The sequence below is a fragment of the Alistipes communis genome (assembly GCF_006542665.1).
GTDB classification, from domain to species: domain Bacteria; phylum Bacteroidota; class Bacteroidia; order Bacteroidales; family Rikenellaceae; genus Alistipes; species Alistipes communis.
On the sequence record NZ_AP019735.1, the window covers coordinates 1,842,563 to 1,858,427 of the forward strand.

At 63.8% G+C, this 15,865-nt stretch carries 13 protein-coding genes; 12 read left to right on the forward strand and 1 reads right to left on the reverse strand.

Annotation, left to right across the window (positions count from 1 at the left end; translation table 11 throughout):
- Positions 1–72 precede the first annotated feature (72 nt).
- The 11 genes from purE (at position 73) to folD (ending at position 14,096) form a co-directional block, all read left to right on the forward strand.
- Positions 73–546: a 5-(carboxyamino)imidazole ribonucleotide mutase gene (gene purE, locus FMF02_RS07645; RefSeq protein ID WP_141412700.1), complete on the forward strand. Its 474-nt coding sequence runs from the start codon at positions 73–75 to the stop codon at positions 544–546.
- Between the two features lie 13 nt (positions 547–559).
- Positions 560–1,651, forward strand: coding sequence for a 5-(carboxyamino)imidazole ribonucleotide synthase (gene purK, locus FMF02_RS07650; RefSeq protein WP_141412701.1), 1,092 nt, complete (start codon positions 560–562; stop codon positions 1,649–1,651).
- Between the two features lie 58 nt (positions 1,652–1,709).
- The gene (locus FMF02_RS07655) at positions 1,710–5,417 is read left to right on the forward strand and encodes a phosphoribosylformylglycinamidine synthase (RefSeq protein ID WP_141412702.1); all 3,708 of its coding nucleotides are present in this window, start codon (positions 1,710–1,712) and stop codon (positions 5,415–5,417) included.
- An 18-nt stretch (positions 5,418–5,435) separates the two neighbouring features.
- A complete protein-coding gene (locus FMF02_RS07660) occupies positions 5,436–6,425 on the forward strand; it encodes an endonuclease/exonuclease/phosphatase family protein (RefSeq protein WP_141412703.1) in 990 nt (329 codons plus the stop codon).
- Positions 6,426–6,446: 21 nt separating this feature from the next.
- Complete coding sequence (purC, locus tag FMF02_RS07665; protein WP_019130343.1) at positions 6,447–7,163, forward strand: phosphoribosylaminoimidazolesuccinocarboxamide synthase; 717 nt, start codon at positions 6,447–6,449, stop codon at positions 7,161–7,163.
- A 75-nt stretch (positions 7,164–7,238) separates the two neighbouring features.
- The gene (gene purF / locus FMF02_RS07670) at positions 7,239–8,651 is read left to right on the forward strand and encodes an amidophosphoribosyltransferase (RefSeq protein ID WP_019130342.1); all 1,413 of its coding nucleotides are present in this window, start codon (positions 7,239–7,241) and stop codon (positions 8,649–8,651) included.
- A gap of 50 nt (positions 8,652–8,701) precedes the next feature.
- Positions 8,702–9,727 carry a phosphoribosylformylglycinamidine cyclo-ligase gene (purM, locus tag FMF02_RS07675; protein ID WP_019130341.1) on the forward strand — a complete coding sequence of 342 codons (1,026 nt, stop codon included), beginning with the start codon at positions 8,702–8,704 and terminating at the stop codon, positions 9,725–9,727.
- Between the two features lie 7 nt (positions 9,728–9,734).
- Positions 9,735–10,298 (forward strand): phosphoribosylglycinamide formyltransferase, encoded by a 564-nt coding sequence (gene purN / locus FMF02_RS07680; protein WP_141412704.1) that lies wholly within the window; start codon positions 9,735–9,737, stop codon positions 10,296–10,298.
- A gap of 10 nt (positions 10,299–10,308) precedes the next feature.
- Positions 10,309–11,838, forward strand: coding sequence for a bifunctional phosphoribosylaminoimidazolecarboxamide formyltransferase/IMP cyclohydrolase (purH, locus tag FMF02_RS07685; protein ID WP_141412705.1), 1,530 nt, complete (start codon positions 10,309–10,311; stop codon positions 11,836–11,838).
- A gap of 145 nt (positions 11,839–11,983) precedes the next feature.
- Positions 11,984–13,234, forward strand: a complete 1,251-nt coding sequence (gene purD / locus FMF02_RS07690) for a phosphoribosylamine--glycine ligase (protein ID WP_141412706.1) — start codon at positions 11,984–11,986, stop codon at positions 13,232–13,234.
- Between the two features lie 4 nt (positions 13,235–13,238).
- Positions 13,239–14,096: a bifunctional methylenetetrahydrofolate dehydrogenase/methenyltetrahydrofolate cyclohydrolase FolD gene (folD, locus tag FMF02_RS07695; RefSeq protein ID WP_141412707.1), complete on the forward strand. Its 858-nt coding sequence runs from the start codon at positions 13,239–13,241 to the stop codon at positions 14,094–14,096.
- 154 nt (positions 14,097–14,250) lie between these two features.
- Here folD and FMF02_RS07700 read toward each other — a convergent pair whose 3' ends face one another.
- Positions 14,251–14,643 (reverse strand): DUF2721 domain-containing protein, encoded by a 393-nt coding sequence (locus FMF02_RS07700; protein WP_141412708.1) that lies wholly within the window; start codon positions 14,641–14,643, stop codon positions 14,251–14,253.
- A gap of 247 nt (positions 14,644–14,890) precedes the next feature.
- Here FMF02_RS07700 and FMF02_RS07705 point away from each other — a divergent pair, with 247 nt between their 5' ends.
- Positions 14,891–15,721: a phosphodiester glycosidase family protein gene (locus FMF02_RS07705; RefSeq protein WP_162502284.1), complete on the forward strand. Its 831-nt coding sequence runs from the start codon at positions 14,891–14,893 to the stop codon at positions 15,719–15,721.
- Positions 15,722–15,865: the final 144 nt, after the last annotated feature.

The window sequence follows — 15,865 nt, forward strand, 5'->3', positions numbered from 1 at the left end:
GGTGGAAAGCGGATATCGAACGTAACGGGAGCATCCGTCCGACGGGGCGGGCCCGCAAAGAAAATTTCTGATATGAGTGCGAAAGTAGGAGTCATCATGGGGTCGGCCAGCGACTGGGAGGTCATGGCCGCCGCCGCCGAGACGCTCGAAGCGTTCGGCATCCCCTATGAGAAGCGGGTCGTAAGCGCCCACCGTACCCCCGACCTGTTGGTCGAGTACGCCAAGACGGCGCGCGGGCGCGGCATCGAGGTCATCATCGCCGGTGCCGGCGGGGCGGCCCATCTGCCGGGCATGGTGGCCAGCATGACGCCGCTGCCCGTGGTGGGCGTGCCGGTCAAGTCGCGTGCGCTCAACGGGCTGGACTCGTTGCTGTCGATCGTTCAGATGCCGGCCGGCGTGCCGGTGGCGACGGTGGCGATCAACGGAGCGAAGAACGCCGCGCTGATCGCCGTGTCGATCTTGGCCTTGTCCGACGGGGAGGTGGCCGCACGGCTCGATGCGTTCCGGACGCGGCAGACGGCCGACGTGTTGAAAGCGGAGTTGTAGGATGGGTGCGGCGATGAAGACGATCGGTGTGATCGGCGCGGGTCAGCTGGGGCTGATGCTCGCCGAGGAGGCGCACAAGTTGGGGGCGCGGGTGGTGACGCTCGATCCTGCGGCCGATGCTCCCGCCGCACGTGTGGCCGACGGGCATATCGTGGCGGCCTACGACGACGGGGCGGCGCTCGAAGAGCTGTGCCGCCGCAGCGACGTGGTGACCTATGAATTCGAAAACGTCCCGGGCGAAGTGCTCATTCCGCTCGTGGAGCGATACAATATTCCGCAGGGCTTCCAGCCCCTCTACGACTCGCAGGATCGCCTGCGCGAGAAGCGCAACGCCGTCGCGCACGGCCTGCGCACGCCGCGTTTCGCGCCGGCCGACGACCGCCCGTCGCTCGAAGCGGCCGTCCGCGAGGCGGGCGGCTTCCCCTGCGTCTTCAAGACCCGCACGCTGGGCTACGACGGCCACGGGCAGGTCGTGCTGCGTTCGGAGGAGGATATGGCGAAGGTCGAACCCTATTTCGGCCGGCCGGGTATCGTCGAGGAGTTCGTAGCCTTCGATTTCGAGGCGAGCGCCATCGTGGTCGGCGACGGCCGCGAGACGGTCTGCTTTCCCGTGGGGCGCAACGTCCACCGCGACGGGATTCTGGATCTGTCGGTCGTGCCGGCGGAGATTCCGGACGCGCTGCGCGACAGGATCGTGAGCGAGAGCCGGCGTTTCATGCAGGAGTGCGGTTATCGGGGCATCCTTGCGATCGAGTATTTCGTCAAGGGCGACGAGATCTATTTCAACGAAATGGCGCCGCGCCCGCACAACAGCGGGCACTGGACGATCGAGGGATGCACGACCAACCAGTTCCGCGAACTGGCGCGCTACCTGCTGGGGATGCCGTTGGAAGAGCCGCGGTTGGTGGCTCCCACGGTGATGAAGAATATCCTGGGGCGCGATTTGGCCGCCGCCGAGGCGATCGCCCGGGAGGGGCGGGCGGATGTCCACGTCCATCTCTACGGCAAACGCGAGAGCCGCCCCCTGCGTAAAATGGGGCATATCACCTTCGTGGGCCTGAGCGGCGGGCAGTTCGCCGCCGAGTGGGCCGCGCGATTCGAATGACCGGCGGAGCCGTCGGGCCGCCGCAGCGGAATAAAGAGAAAAAAGAGAACTGAACGATATGAAGAACTACCGTATTTTCGTCGAGAAACGCCCCGGATTTCGGGTCGAGGCCGAGAGCCTGCAACACGATTTGAACGAGAACCTCGGATTGCACCTCTCGCAGTTGCGTCTGCTGAACGTCTACGACCTGTTCGGCTTCACGCCCGAACTGCTCGAAGCGAGCCGTTACAGGGTGTTCGGCGAGGTGCAGACCGACGAGGTGACCGACGCCTGCGACCTCGAAGGGAGGAAATTCCTGGCGGTGGAGTATCTGCCGGGACAGTTCGATCAGCGCGCTGCGTCGGCCGTCGACTGCGTGCGGCTGATCGATCCCGAAGCCGAGGTGCGCATCCGCTCGTCGCGGCTGCTGTTGCTGGATGCAGCGACGACCGACGAGGAGCTGGCGCGCGTGCGCAAATACTACATCAACGCCGTCGAGTCGCGCGAGAAGGATCTCTCGGTGTTGAGCGACATGGAGCAGGCCGAGGTGAAGCCCGTGGAGGTGCTCGCGGGACTGCGCGAGCTGACCGACGGCGAACTGGCTCCCTATTGCGCGAAGATGGGGCTGGCGATGAACGCCGACGACCTGCGCGAGGTGGTGAACTATTTCCGGGCCGAGGGGCGCGATCCCTACGAGACGGAATTGCGGATTTTGGATACCTATTGGAGCGACCATTGCCGCCATACGACCTTTACGACGGTGCTGACCTCGATTCGGGTCGACGAGTCGTTCATGCGAGCCGAGTTGGAGGAGTCGTTGGAGCTGTATCATAAGATCCGCCGCGAACTGGGCCGCGACGAAAAACCCCTCTGCCTGATGGATCTGGCCACGATCGGCGCCCGTTACCTGCGCAAAATCGGCAAGCTGGACGATCTGGAAGTGAGCGAGGAGAACAACGCCTGCTCGATCTTCGTCGACGTCGACGTGGACGGGCAGCCCGAAAAGTGGCTGTTGCAGTTCAAGAACGAGACGCACAACCATCCCACCGAGATCGAACCCTTCGGCGGCGCTTCGACCTGTCTGGGCGGTGCGATCCGCGACCCGCTGTCGGGGCGCAGCTACGTCTACCAGGCCATGCGTGTGACGGGTGCGGGCGATATCTATCAGCCCGTCGGCGAGACGCTCGCCGGCAAACTGCCCCAGCGGGTCATCAGCCGCAAGGCTGCGGCCGGTTATTCGAGCTACGGCAACCAGATCGGTCTGGCCACGACCCACGTGCGCGAAATCTATCATCCCGACTACGTGGCCAAGCGGTTGGAGGTGGGAGCCGTGGTGGGAGCCGTGAAGGCCGAAAACGTGCGGCGCGAAACGCCTGCCGCGGGCGACGTGGTGCTGCTGCTGGGCGGCCGCACGGGGCGCGACGGCATCGGCGGTGCGACGGGTTCGTCGAAGGAACACAATACCAAGTCGCTGGAAACCTGTTCGTCGGAGGTGCAGAAGGGCAACGCTCCGGAAGAGCGCAAACTGGAACGGCTGTTCCGCCGGCCGGAGGTGACGCGCCTTATCAAGAAGTCGAACGACTTCGGCGCCGGCGGCGTGTCGGTGGCCATCGGCGAGCTGACCGACGGTCTGGACATCTATCTGGACCGCGTACCGACCAAGTACGACGGCCTGAATGCGACGGAGCTGGCGATCAGCGAGTCGCAGGAGCGCATGGCCGTAGTGGTCGAACGGGCGGACATGGAACGGTTCATGGATTATTGCCGTGAAGAGAATATCGAGGTGACGCACGTGGCCGACGTTACGGATACGCGCCGGATGCGCATGTACAACCGCGACCGGCTCGTGGTCGACCTCTCGCGCGAGTTCATCGACTCGGCGGGTGCGGCCCACTATGCCGAGGCCGAGATCGGCGCCGTCGAGGCGTGCGACCCCTTCGTGCGCAAGCCGCAGGGTGCGACGCTCGCCGAGCGCATGGAGGCCGACCTGGCGGACGACAACGTGGTGTCGCAGAAGGGCCTCGTCGAGATGTTCGACTCGACGATCGGCGCTTCGACCGTGCTGCTGCCCTTCGGCGGCCGCACGCAGGGCTCCGAGACGCAGGTCTCGGTGCAGAAACTCCCCGTCGACGGATACACCGAGACGGCGAGCATCATGGCCTACGGCTACAACCCCTTCCTTACGTCGTGGAGCCCCTATCACGGGGCGGCTTACGCCGTCGTCGAGGCCTGCGCCAAGGTGGTGGCCGCCGGTGCGGAGTTCGGGGGGATGCGTTTCTCCTATCAGGAATATTTCGAACGGATGCACACCGCCCGTTCGTGGGGCAAACCGCTGGCGGCGCTGCTGGGTGCGCTGCGGATGCAGGTCGAGCTGGGGCTGCCGTCGATCGGCGGCAAGGACTCGATGAGCGGCACCTTCCAGCAGATCAACGTGCCGCCCATGCTCATGGCCTTCGGCATTACGATCGTCGACGCGCGGCGCGTGATCTCGACCGATCTGAAAGAGGCGGGGCATACGCTCTACCTGCTCAAACATACGCCGAAGGCGAACCGTATGCCCGATACCGCGGCGCTCCGAACCTTGTGGAACTATGCTTCCGAGCGGATCGCCGCAGGTCGGATCGTGGCGGGCTATGCCGTCGGGTTCGGCGGTGTGGCCGAGGCGCTGGCGAAGATGGCTTTCGGCAACGGAATCGGCGCGGAGGTCGAGTTGCCGGAGGAGGCGCTGTTTGCCTACGACTACGGTTCGATCGTGGTGGAGAGCACCGTCGAACTCGATGCGCCCTTCGCCGTGCGGCTGGGCCGGACGACGGCCGACGAAGCGTTGACCGTCAACGGCGAGCGGATGCCGCTCGACGCGCTGCGCCGCGCCAACAGCGAGCGCTTCGCTCGAATCTATCCCGACCGCGGCGCGAACCGCGGGACGGTCATGGAGAGCACACCCGCACCTCGCACGTTCGTCTACGGGGGCGAGGCGGTGGAGCACCCCGTGGCCTACCTGCCCGTCTTCCCGGGCACGAACTGCGACTACGACACGGCCCGCGCCTTCCGCCGCGCCGGCGCCGAGGTCGAGACGACGGTCTTCTGCAACCTTTCGGCCGAGGCGATCTTCCGCTCGATCCGCGAGATGAAGGAGCATATCCGCCGGTGCCACATCTTCGTGCTCAGCGGCGGATTCTCGTCGGGCGACGAACCCGACGGAAGCGGCAAGTTCATCGCCAACGTACTCAACAACAAGGATATCGCGGAGGAGATCCATGCGCTGCTCGACCGCGGCGGCCTGATCCTGGGCATCTGCAACGGGTTCCAGGCGCTCGTCAAGTCGGGACTGCTGCCCTACGGGCGGCTGGGCTGCGTGACGAAGGATTCGCCCACGCTCTTCCGCAACGACATCAACCGCCACGTTTCGCAGATCGTCACCACGCGCGTGGCTTCGACGGCTTCGCCGTGGCTCAGTTCGTTCTCGGTGGGCGATCTGCACAGCATCGCCGTCAGCCACGGCGAGGGCAAGTTCGTGGTCGGCGAGCAACTGGCGCGCCGGTTGTTCGAGCGCGGGCAGGTAGCTTTCCAGTACGCCGGCCCCGACGGTCATGCGACGGCCGAAGCGCCCTGCAACCCCAACGGTTCGTTCTACGCCATCGAGGGCATCGTCTCCGAGGACGGGCGTATTCTGGGCAAGATGGGCCATACGGAGCGCTACGGAGAGAACCTCTTCAAGAATATATGCGGGGAGAAACGGCAGCCGATCTTCGAGAATGCCGTCGCCTATTTCCGCAAACGGAACTAACCTTAAACTTGAATACGCATGAACCTGAAACGAATCCTTTTCTGCCTGACGGCTTGCGCCGCTGCGATCGCTACGTCGGTTCCCTGCGCCGCCAAGCGTCCGTCGGGTTCCGACCTGCGGCTGCTCTATTGGAACATCCAGAACGGCATGTGGTCGGGGCAGGACGACAATTACGACCGCTTCGTGGAGTGGGTGAAGGAGTTCGACGCCGACGTCTGCGTGTGGTGCGAGGCGCAGTCGATCTACCGTTCGGGCACGGCCGACAGGATGCCGGAGGCCGACCGCTATCTGGTCGGCAACTGGGGCGAACTGGCGGCGCGTTACGGCCACAAGTATTGGTACGTGGGCGGTCACCGCGACAATTTCCCGCAGGTGATTACCTCGAAATACCCGATCGAGAACGTCGAGCGGATCGTGGGCGAGGAGCCCGACAGCGTGGTGACGCACGGCGCGGGGTGGGCCCGCATCGTGAAGAACGGTCGCACGGTCAATATCGTGACGCTGCATCTGTGGCCGCAGGCTTACGCCTACCGGGCGACCGACGTGGCGGCGAGCCGCGACGCGCACGAGGGCGACCGTTACCGCCGCATGGAGATCGAGTATATCTGCCGGCATACGATCGGCACCGCTCCCCGTGCCGCCGAAGAGCTTTGGGTGATGCTGGGCGACAACAACTCGTGGTCGCGGCTCGACAACTGGTTCTACAAATGTCCGGAGGACGATCCGCGGCTGCTGACGCAGGACTACGTGCTCGAACATACGCCCTACGTCGACGTGATCGCCCGACAGCATCCCGGCCGGTTCCAGACGACGACTCATTCGGAAAAGCGTATCGATTTCGTCTACTGCACGCCGGCGCTCTACGATTGCGTGACGCGCGCCGAAGTGGTTCGCGACGACTATACCGAGCCGGTGCGCGATCCGAAGAAACTGTCGAATTTCTGGCACCCGTCGGATCACCGGCCGATCGTGGTGGACTTCGATCTGAAAAAAGCGAGAAAACAATAACTTCAAAAAATAGAACAAATTATGAAACAGCTCGAAATGCTTTACGAGGGTAAGGCGAAACAGGTTTTCCGCACGGACGACGACGATGTGATCCTGATGCATTACAAGGATGCCGCCACCGCTTTCAACAACATCAAGAAGGCGACCATCGAGGGCAAGGGCGTCCTCAATAACAAGATTTCGACGATCATTTTCGGCTATCTGAAAGAGGCGGGCATTCCGACGCACTACATCTCTACGCTCAACGAGCGCGACCAGCTGTGCCGCCGCGTGAAGATCATCCCGCTGGAGGTGATCGTGCGCAATATCGTGGCCGGTTCGATGGCCAAGCGGCTGGGGCTGGAAGAGGGGCTCAGACCGTCGAACACGATCTACGACATCTGCTACAAGTGCGACGAGCTGGGCGATCCGCTCATCAACGACCATCACGCCGTGGCGCTGGGCGTAGTGACTTACGACGAACTGAAACGGATCTACGACATGACGGCCAAGATCAACGAGGTGCTGACCGGTCTGTTCGACCGCATGAACATCACGCTGGTGGACTTCAAGATCGAGTTCGGCCGCACGTCGGACGGGCAGATCGTGCTGGCGGACGAGGTGTCGCCCGACACCTGCCGTCTGTGGGACAAGACGACCAACGAGAAGCTCGACAAGGACCGTTTCCGTCGCGACCTGGGGCGCGTGCGCGAGGCCTACGAGGAGATTCTCGCCCGTTTGGAGGCTTTGAAAAAATAGAGGAGCGACACGGCGGGGGTGGGTTCCCGCTCCGGTTTTCGTTTTCGGATTAACTAATACAGGAGGAATCACGATATGAATGAATTGCCTTTCGACTCCCTGCACGAGGAGTGCGGCGTCTTCGGCGTCTTCGGCGTGGACGATGCGCCGGGAATCGTCTACTACGGCCTTCATGCCTTGCAGCACCGCGGCCAGGAGGCGTGCGGCATCGTCAGTGCCGAGGAGGGCCGCCTCGCGTCGGTCAAGGGCGAGGGGTTGGTGACCGAGGTCTTCAACGGCGACAACCTTTCGACGCTCCACGGCCGCATGGCCATCGGCCATGTGCGCTACTCGACGGCAGGGGGCGGCGGCCGCGAGAACGTGCAGCCCTTCGTCTTCCGGCACCATACGGGTGATTTCGCGCTGGCGCACAACGGCAACCTCGTCAATTCACGCGAGCTGGTGCGTTACTTGGAGGACAAGGGGAGCCTCTTCCACTCGACCTCCGACAGCGAGATCCTCGCGCACCTCATCAAGAAGGAGCACAGCTCGGAGCACCGCATCTTCGCCATCATCGATGCGCTCAACATGCTCGAAGGCGGGTTCGCCTTCCTGATCATGACCGAGAACCGGCTCTACGCCTGCCGCGACAAATACGGCCTGCGTCCGCTGTCGATCGGCCGGCTCAACGACGGCTGGGTCGTCAGCTCGGAGACCTGCGCGCTGGACATCGTGGGCGCAGAGTTCGTGCGCGACGTCAATCCGGGCGAGATCGTCACGCTCGACCGCAACGGCATCCGCAGCCGCGACTATTCGATGTACAAGCGCAACTGCATGTGCGCCATGGAGTACATCTATTTCGCGCGCCCCGACAGCGACATCGAATGTTGCAACGTCCACGCCTTCCGCAAGGAGTCGGGCCGGCTCCTTTTCGAGGAGGCTCCGGCCGACGCCGACGTGGTGATCGGCGTGCCCGATTCGAGCCTTTCGGCCGCGATCGGTTACTCGGAGGCCAGCGGCATCCCCTATGAAATGGGGCTGGTCAAGAACCGTTACATCGGCCGTACCTTCATCCAGCCGTCGCAGGCGATGCGCGAGAAGGGCGTGAAGATGAAACTTTCGGCCGTGCGGTCGCTCGTGGCGGGCAAGCGCGTGGCGCTCATCGACGACTCGATCGTGCGCGGTACGACTTCGCTGCGCATCGTGCGGCTGCTCAAGGCCGCCGGCGCGAAGGAGGTGCACGTGCGCATCGCATCGCCCAAGATGACCCATCCCTGCTTCTACGGCGTCGACACCTCGACCTGCGACCAGTTGATCGGCCACCGCTGTTCGGTCGAGGAGATATGCCGCCAGATCGAGGCCGACTCGCTGGCCTTCCTCTCGGAGGGAGCGCTGCTGAGGGCCGGCAACCGCAAGGAGATGTGCATGGCCTGCTTCACGGGCCGTTATCCGACGGCGCTCTACGAACATGCCGCCGAGATCGGCCGCAAGGAGGACAAGAACCGTTAGCGGGGTATTCCTCGCGCGACAAATGTCAAACGAAAAACAGAAAAAACGATATGGCAGAAAGTTATGAGAAGGCCGGCGTGAATCTCGAAGCCGGTTACGAGGTGGTCCGCCGCATCAAGAAGCACGTCGCTTCGACGGCGCGCACGGGCGTCATGGGTACGATCGGCGCCTTCGGCGGCATGTTCGATCTGGCGGCTCTCGGAGTCAAGGAGCCGGTGCTCGTAAGCGGTACCGACGGCGTGGGAACCAAGCTCAAACTGGCCTTCGCGCTGGACAAACACGATACGATCGGCATCGATGCCGTGGCGATGTGCGTCAACGACGTGCTGGCTCAGGGTGCCGAGCCGCTCTTTTTCCTCGATTATGTGGCCGTGGGGCACAACGAACCGGTCAAGATCGAGGGCATCGTCTGCGGCGTGGCCGAGGGGTGCCGTCAGGCGGGCTGTGCGCTCGTAGGCGGCGAGACGGCCGAGATGCCGGGCATGTACGAAGGCGGCGAGTACGACATCGCGGGGTTCACGGTGGGCGTCGTCGAACGCAGCCGGCTCATCGACGGGTCGAAGGTCAAGACCGGCGACGTGCTGGTCGGGATCGCCTCGTCGGGCGTCCATTCCAACGGCTTCTCGCTGGTGCGCAAGGTGCTGTCGGACAACGGACTGGAACTGAACAAGGTCTATCCCGAACTGAGTAACCGCACGTTGGGCGAGGTGCTGCTCACCCCGACGAAAATCTATGTGAAGCCGGTGCTCGACGTGATCCGCCGGTGCGACGTCCACGGCATCAGCCACATCACCGGCGGCGGATTCGACGAGAACATTCCCCGCATCCTGCACGAGGGGCAGGGCATCGCCATCGAGGAGGGGACGTGGGAGATCCTGCCCGTGTTCCGCTTCCTGGAGAAGTACGGAAAGATCGCCCACCGCGAGATGTTCAACATCTTCAACATGGGCGTCGGCATGGTCATCGCGCTCGACGCCGAGGAGGCGCAGAAGGCCGTCGACATCCTCGCGTCGCACGGAGAGCAGGCGTCGGTCATCGGACGTGTCACCGACTCCGAAGGGGTCGTCATCCGGTAGCGTGCCGATGAAGCGGATCGCTGTTTTCGCCAGCGGCGAAGGGAGCAACTTCGAGGCGATCGCCGCTGCATGCGAGCGGGGGGCGATCGCGGCCGAGGTGGCACTCGTCGTCTGCGACCGGCCCGGGGCGCGCGTCACGGAGCGCGCGGCGGCGCGGGGCATCGCCTGCTTCGCCTTCGCGCCGAAGGAGTATGCCTCGAAGGCCGACTACGAACGCGAGATCGTCGCGCGGCTCGATGCCGTGGGAGTCGATCTGGTCTGTCTGGCGGGGTACATGCGCATCCTCTCGGAGGTGCTGCTCGGCGCCTACGGCGGGCGGATCGTCAACATCCATCCCTCGCTGCTGCCCGCCTTCAAGGGGGCGCACGCGATCGAGGAGGCCGTCGCCTACGGGGTGAAGGTCTACGGGGTGACGATCCACTGGGTCGACGCCACGCTCGACGGCGGGCGGATCATCGCGCAGCGCGCCTTCGCCTACGACGGCGACGACGTGCACGAGGTCGAACGGCGCGTGCACGAGGTGGAGCATGAATTATACGTGGAAACGATTGATAAATTGGTAAAAGCATAAAATACGAAAAATGAGGGCATTGATAAGTGTCAGCGATAAGACGGGCGTCGTCGACTTCGCAAAGAATTTGAAGGCTTTGGGCTGGGAGGTGATCGCCACGGGCGGCACGATGAAACTGTTGCGCGAGAGCGGTGTCGAGGTGTTGAACATCAGCGACGTGACCGGCTTCCCCGAGATTTGCGACGGGCGCGTGAAGACGCTTCATCCGGCCGTGCACGGCGGTCTGCTGGCGCGCCGCGACGTCGAGGAGCACGTCGAGGCGCTGCGCGTCAACGGCATCGAGTTCATCGATCTGGTCTGCGTGAACCTCTATCCCTTCCGCCAGACGATCGCCAAAGAGGGCGTTACGCTGGCCGAAGCGATCGAGAACATCGACATCGGCGGCCCTTCGATGCTGCGCAGTGCGGCCAAGAATTTCCGCGACGTGACCGTCGTCTGCGATCCGGCGGACTACGCCGCGATTCTGGACGAGATGCGCGCCGAGGGCAATACTTCGGTCGAAACGCGTCTGCGTCTTTCGGCCAAGGCCTACACCCATACGGCGGAGTACGACAGCATGATCGCCACCTACATGCGTGCGCAGGCGGGCCTGCCCGAGAAACTGTTCCTCGATTTCGATCTGGTGCAGTCGCTCCGCTACGGCGAGAATCCCCATCAGACGGCCAAGTTCTACCGCTCGGCCGAGGAGGTTCCCTTCTCGCTGGCCCATGCCCGGCAACTCAACGGCAAGGAGCTGTCGTACAATAATATCCAGGACGCCAACGCCGCGCTGAACATCGTGCGCGAGTTCGACGAGCCTTTCTGCGTGGGGCTCAAACACATGAATCCCTGCGGCGCGGCCGTCGGCCGCGACGTCGTGGAGGCGTGGACGAAGGCCTACGAGGCCGACAAGGTGTCGATCTTCGGCGGTATCGTGGCTGTCAACCGCGAGGTGACGCGCGAGGCGGCCGAACGGATGAAGCCGATTTTTTTGGAGATCATCATGGCGCCCAAGTTCTCGGAAGGGGCGTTGGAGGTGCTCTGCACGAAGAAGAACCTGCGGCTGCTCGAAGTCGACATGACGCGCAGCGACGTGCATCCGATGCAGTACGTGAGCGTCAACGGCGGTCTGCTGGCGCAGGAGCTCGACGTGGAGACGAAGCGGGTCGAGGCGTCGATGACCGTTACGAAGGCGCGTCCCGACGCTGCACAGCTGCGCGACTTGGAGTTCGCCTGGCGGATCGTCAAGCATGTCAAGTCGAACGCGATCGTGGTGGTGAAGGGGGGACAGACGCTCGGCGTCGGCGCCGGTCAGATGAACCGGATCGGATCGGCCGAGATCGCGTTGAAGGAGGCGCAGGCCAAAGGTGCGACCGAGGGGCTGGTCATGGCGTCGGACGGCTTCTTCCCCTTCGACGACTGCGTGACGCTCGCCGCCGCCAACGGTGTCGCGGCGATCGTGCAGCCAGGCGGTTCGGTACGCGACGAGGATTCGATCCGCAAGGCCGACGAAACGGGCGTGGCGATGCTCTTCACGGGGATGCGCCATTTCAAACACTGAGATGACGAGATCGGGGTCAGGTCCGCTGTCCGTTATTCGGGCAGGATTCGGCTCTGCCGCCGGAGAAGAACCGGGTGCGGCGGGACGGCAGCCGCGACGTGAAACCGCATGATTTTGAAACCGAATTAAAGATATATTTCGATCCATGAAAGTTCTTGTAGTGGGCGGCGGAGGCCGCGAACATGCCATTGTCGATGCGCTGACGCGCAGCGGAAGGATCGACACGATCTATTGCGCGCCGGGCAATGCGGGCATCGCGGCGCAGGCCGAGTGCGTCCCGATCCGCGAGACGGAGGTGGAGGCTTTGCGTGATTTTGCGCTGGCGCACAACGTGACGCTGACGGTCGTAGGCCCCGAAGCGGCGCTGGCGGCGGGTATCGTCGACTGTTTCCGTGCGGCGGGGTTGCGGATCTTCGGCCCGACGAAGGCGGCCGCGCGCATCGAGTCGTCGAAGGAGTTCGCCAAGGAGCTGATGGCCAAATACGGTATCCCGACGGCAGGGTTCCATGCCTTCACCGCGTATGAGGAGGCGCGCGACTACGTGGCCTCGCGTCCGTTGCCGGCAGTGCTGAAATACGACGGGCTGGCGGCAGGCAAGGGTGTGGTCATCGCGCAGACGATGGAGGAGGCCGATGCCGCGTTGCGCGACATGCTGCTCGACGACAAGTTCGGGCACGGCAAGGTGGTGGTCGAGGATTGGCTCGAAGGGCCCGAGTTCTCGTTCATGTGTTTCGTCGACCGCCGGCGCGTCTATCCGATGGCGCTGGCGCAGGATCACAAGCGGGCCTACGACGGCGACGAAGGGCCCAATACGGGCGGCATGGGCGCCTACTCGCCGCTGCCGTTCGTGACCGGGGAGGACGAACGGTATGCGTTGGAGCGGATCATGCAGCCCGTCGCCGATGCGATGTGCGCCGAAGGGTGTCCCTTCACGGGGGTGCTCTACGGCGGCCTGATGAAGACGCGCGACGGCATCAAGGTGATCGAGTTCAACGCCCGTTTCGGCGATCCGGAGACGGAAGTAGTGCTGCCGCGCCTGAAAAGCGACATCGTGGAGATCTTCTCGGCCGTGGCCGACGGCTGGGAGCTGGAGCACCCGCTCGAATGGCACGACTTTTCGACGGTGGGCGTGGTGCTGGCCTCGAAGGGCTATCCCGGCAACTATGCGAAGGGCGCCGTGATCGAGGGGCTGGACGAGGTCGACGGTGCGGTCTACCACATGGGTACGGCCTCGAAGGAGGGGCGGATCGTGACGGCCGGCGGTCGGGTGGCGATCGTCGTCTGTGCGGCGCCGACGCTCGGCGAGGCGCTGGAAAAGTGCAATCGGGAAGTAGGTAAGGTGCGGTGCGACAATCTGTTCCATCGTACGGACATCGGACGGAAAGCAATCAAGTGATTCTATGGCGACGATAATCAGCGGAAAAGAGTTGTCGGCCTCGATGAAGGCCGAAATGGCGGCGGCGGTGAAGGAGTTCCCCGCCAAATACGGGCGGGCGCCCCATCTGGTCGTGGTGCTCGTGGGCGACGATCCGGCCAGCGTGAGCTATGTGACGGGCAAGGCCAAGGCTTCGGCCGAGGTGGGCATTCGCAACACGACGATCCGCCGCCCGGCGGAGACGGGCGAGGCGGAGTTGCTGGCGCTGATCGGCGAACTGAACGTCGACGACGGCGTGGACGGGATTCTGGTGCAGCTGCCCCTGCCGAAGCATATCGACGAGGATCGGGTGATCGCGGCGATCCGCCGCGAGAAGGACGTGGACGGTTTCCATCCGCTCAACGTAGCCAATCTGTGGCTCAAACAGCCCTGCACGCTGCCCTGCACGCCGAAAGGAATTATCCGGATGTTGCAGCGGGCAGGTGTGGAGATCGCCGGCAAACGTGCCGTGGTGATCGGCCGCAGCAATATCGTAGGGCTGCCGGTGGCCAAATTGCTGCTCGACGCCAACGCTACGGTGACGATCGCCCACAGCCGCACGCGAAATCTGCCGGAGGTGACGCGCGAAGCGGACATCCTGGTCGTGGCGATCGGCCGGCCGCGTTTCGTGACGGCCGACATGGTGCGTCCGGGCGCCGTGGTGATCGACGTGGGGGTCAACCGCGATCCCGGGACGGGCAAGCTGTGCGGCGACGTGGACTACGCCGCCGTCGAACCTCTGGCCTCGGTCATCACTCCCGTGCCGGGCGGCGTGGGGCCGATGACGATCGCTTGTCTGATGGAGAATACGGTCGAATGTTTCCTGCGTAAAATGGAGCGGTGACGCGGCGGACGATCGGAATTACGGGGCTTTCTGCGATTTGCGGAAGGCCCCGTTTCGCATCGGGCCTCCGGTCGTCGGGGGATGTTGCGACCTGCCGCAGGGCGGTTCCGGAAGAGGTCGGGCGTTCGGCCGGATTCCGCGGTGCGCATCGTCGTCAGTGTTCCATGTCGTTCAGGTAGATTTCGAGTGCCCGTACCGAAATCTGGATTTCGCGGATGGAGACGCCGAGCGAGCCGATCAGCGCCAACAGGCCCGCACCGAAGACGTATGCGGCCACGAGCTGCAGCCCGATGTAGAGCAGGAACATCGTCACGACGCACAGGAACAGGCTGGCGATCCCCAGAATCTGCATGGCGCGGGTCAGGTAGAGCCGCCGCCGCAGGTTGTCGATCTGGGCGGCCGTCAGGTCGGAACGGTGTTGGAGGTATTGCGCTTTGAGCGTGCGGATCAGCTGGGCGTAGGAGAGAAACCGGTTGGTGTAGGCCAGCAGGATCAGCGAAATGGCGGGAAAGAGCAGCGCGGGGACGGTGAGTGTGAGTTCTTCCATAGCGAACGGATTATCGTGTCGTCGAGACAAAGATACGATTAAGCCGAGCGCAATGCAAATTTATTTGCTTTTTGCCGAGGCGGAGTATCTTTGGTTTGCGCCTTGGATGCTCTGTCTCGGCATAATCAAGCTTGCGCTTGCTTCTGCGCTCGGATTTTCGTATCTTTACGTCGCGGGACACGGACGGTTCCGGAGTCTCCGAATATTTTGTAGGAAAATAAGGGTTACGATGAAAACTGCGAAACGAATGAAACGTCTGCTCGGTTGGCTGCTCGTGTGCCTGCCCGTTGCGGCCGGTGCGCAAAGCGTGCAGGATTCGCTGGCGATCGCCGCGATCCGCTGGGATACCTGCTGCGTGCGGCCGCATCTGGTGGCCGTGCAGGCGCAACTCGAACTGTTCGGCGCGCCGCAGGCGATCTCGATGGTCAGGTATGACGCGGGAAGATACCGCACCCGCATCGTACAGCCGGATTCGCTGACGCTTACGTCGGTTTTGGCCGAGGCGGAGGGGGCCGTGGCGGCCGTGAACGCGGGCTATTTCAATGTGAAGACGCTCGTTCCCTCGACGTTCGTGCGTGTCGGAGGCCGGACGGTCGCCGCGACCGAAGCTCGGGAAGAGTTCCGCGTCAACGGCGTGGTGGCGATAAAGGGGCGCCGCGTGCGGATCGAACCCTATGTTCCGGCGGACGACGCGCGGCTCGCGCGGCGTTACCGTGACGCGCTGGCTGCCGGGCCGCTGCTTCTCTGCCGCGGCGAGGCGTTGTCGTATGCCGATCGCGAGGGCGGTTTCTGGGGCCGGCACCCCCGTTCGGTCGTGGGCGTCACGCGACAGGGCGAGGCGGTGATGATCGTCGTGGACGGCCGTTTCCCGGGGCAGGCGGCGGGTATGACGATCGGCGAACTGATCTATCTCGTGCGGCAATTGGGGCTGTATTCGGCGCTGAACCTCGACGGCGGCGGTTCGTCGACGCTCTGGTGCGAGGAGGCGGGCGTCGTGAACCGCCCGTCCGACAACCGGAGGTTCGACCACGAGGGCGAACGGCGCGTCACGAACTGCATCGCGGTGGTGGCGGAGTGATGCCGCCCTTTCCGATCGGGAAGCCGAGGCGTTCCGTCGCTTCGGCTTTTCGTCGGATTTCGGAAATGCCCCCCCCCTTCCCGCATCTGCGGAAAGGCGGAAACAGCGTGTTTTCACGTGGGGCTGAATGTGCTGTTATCAGCA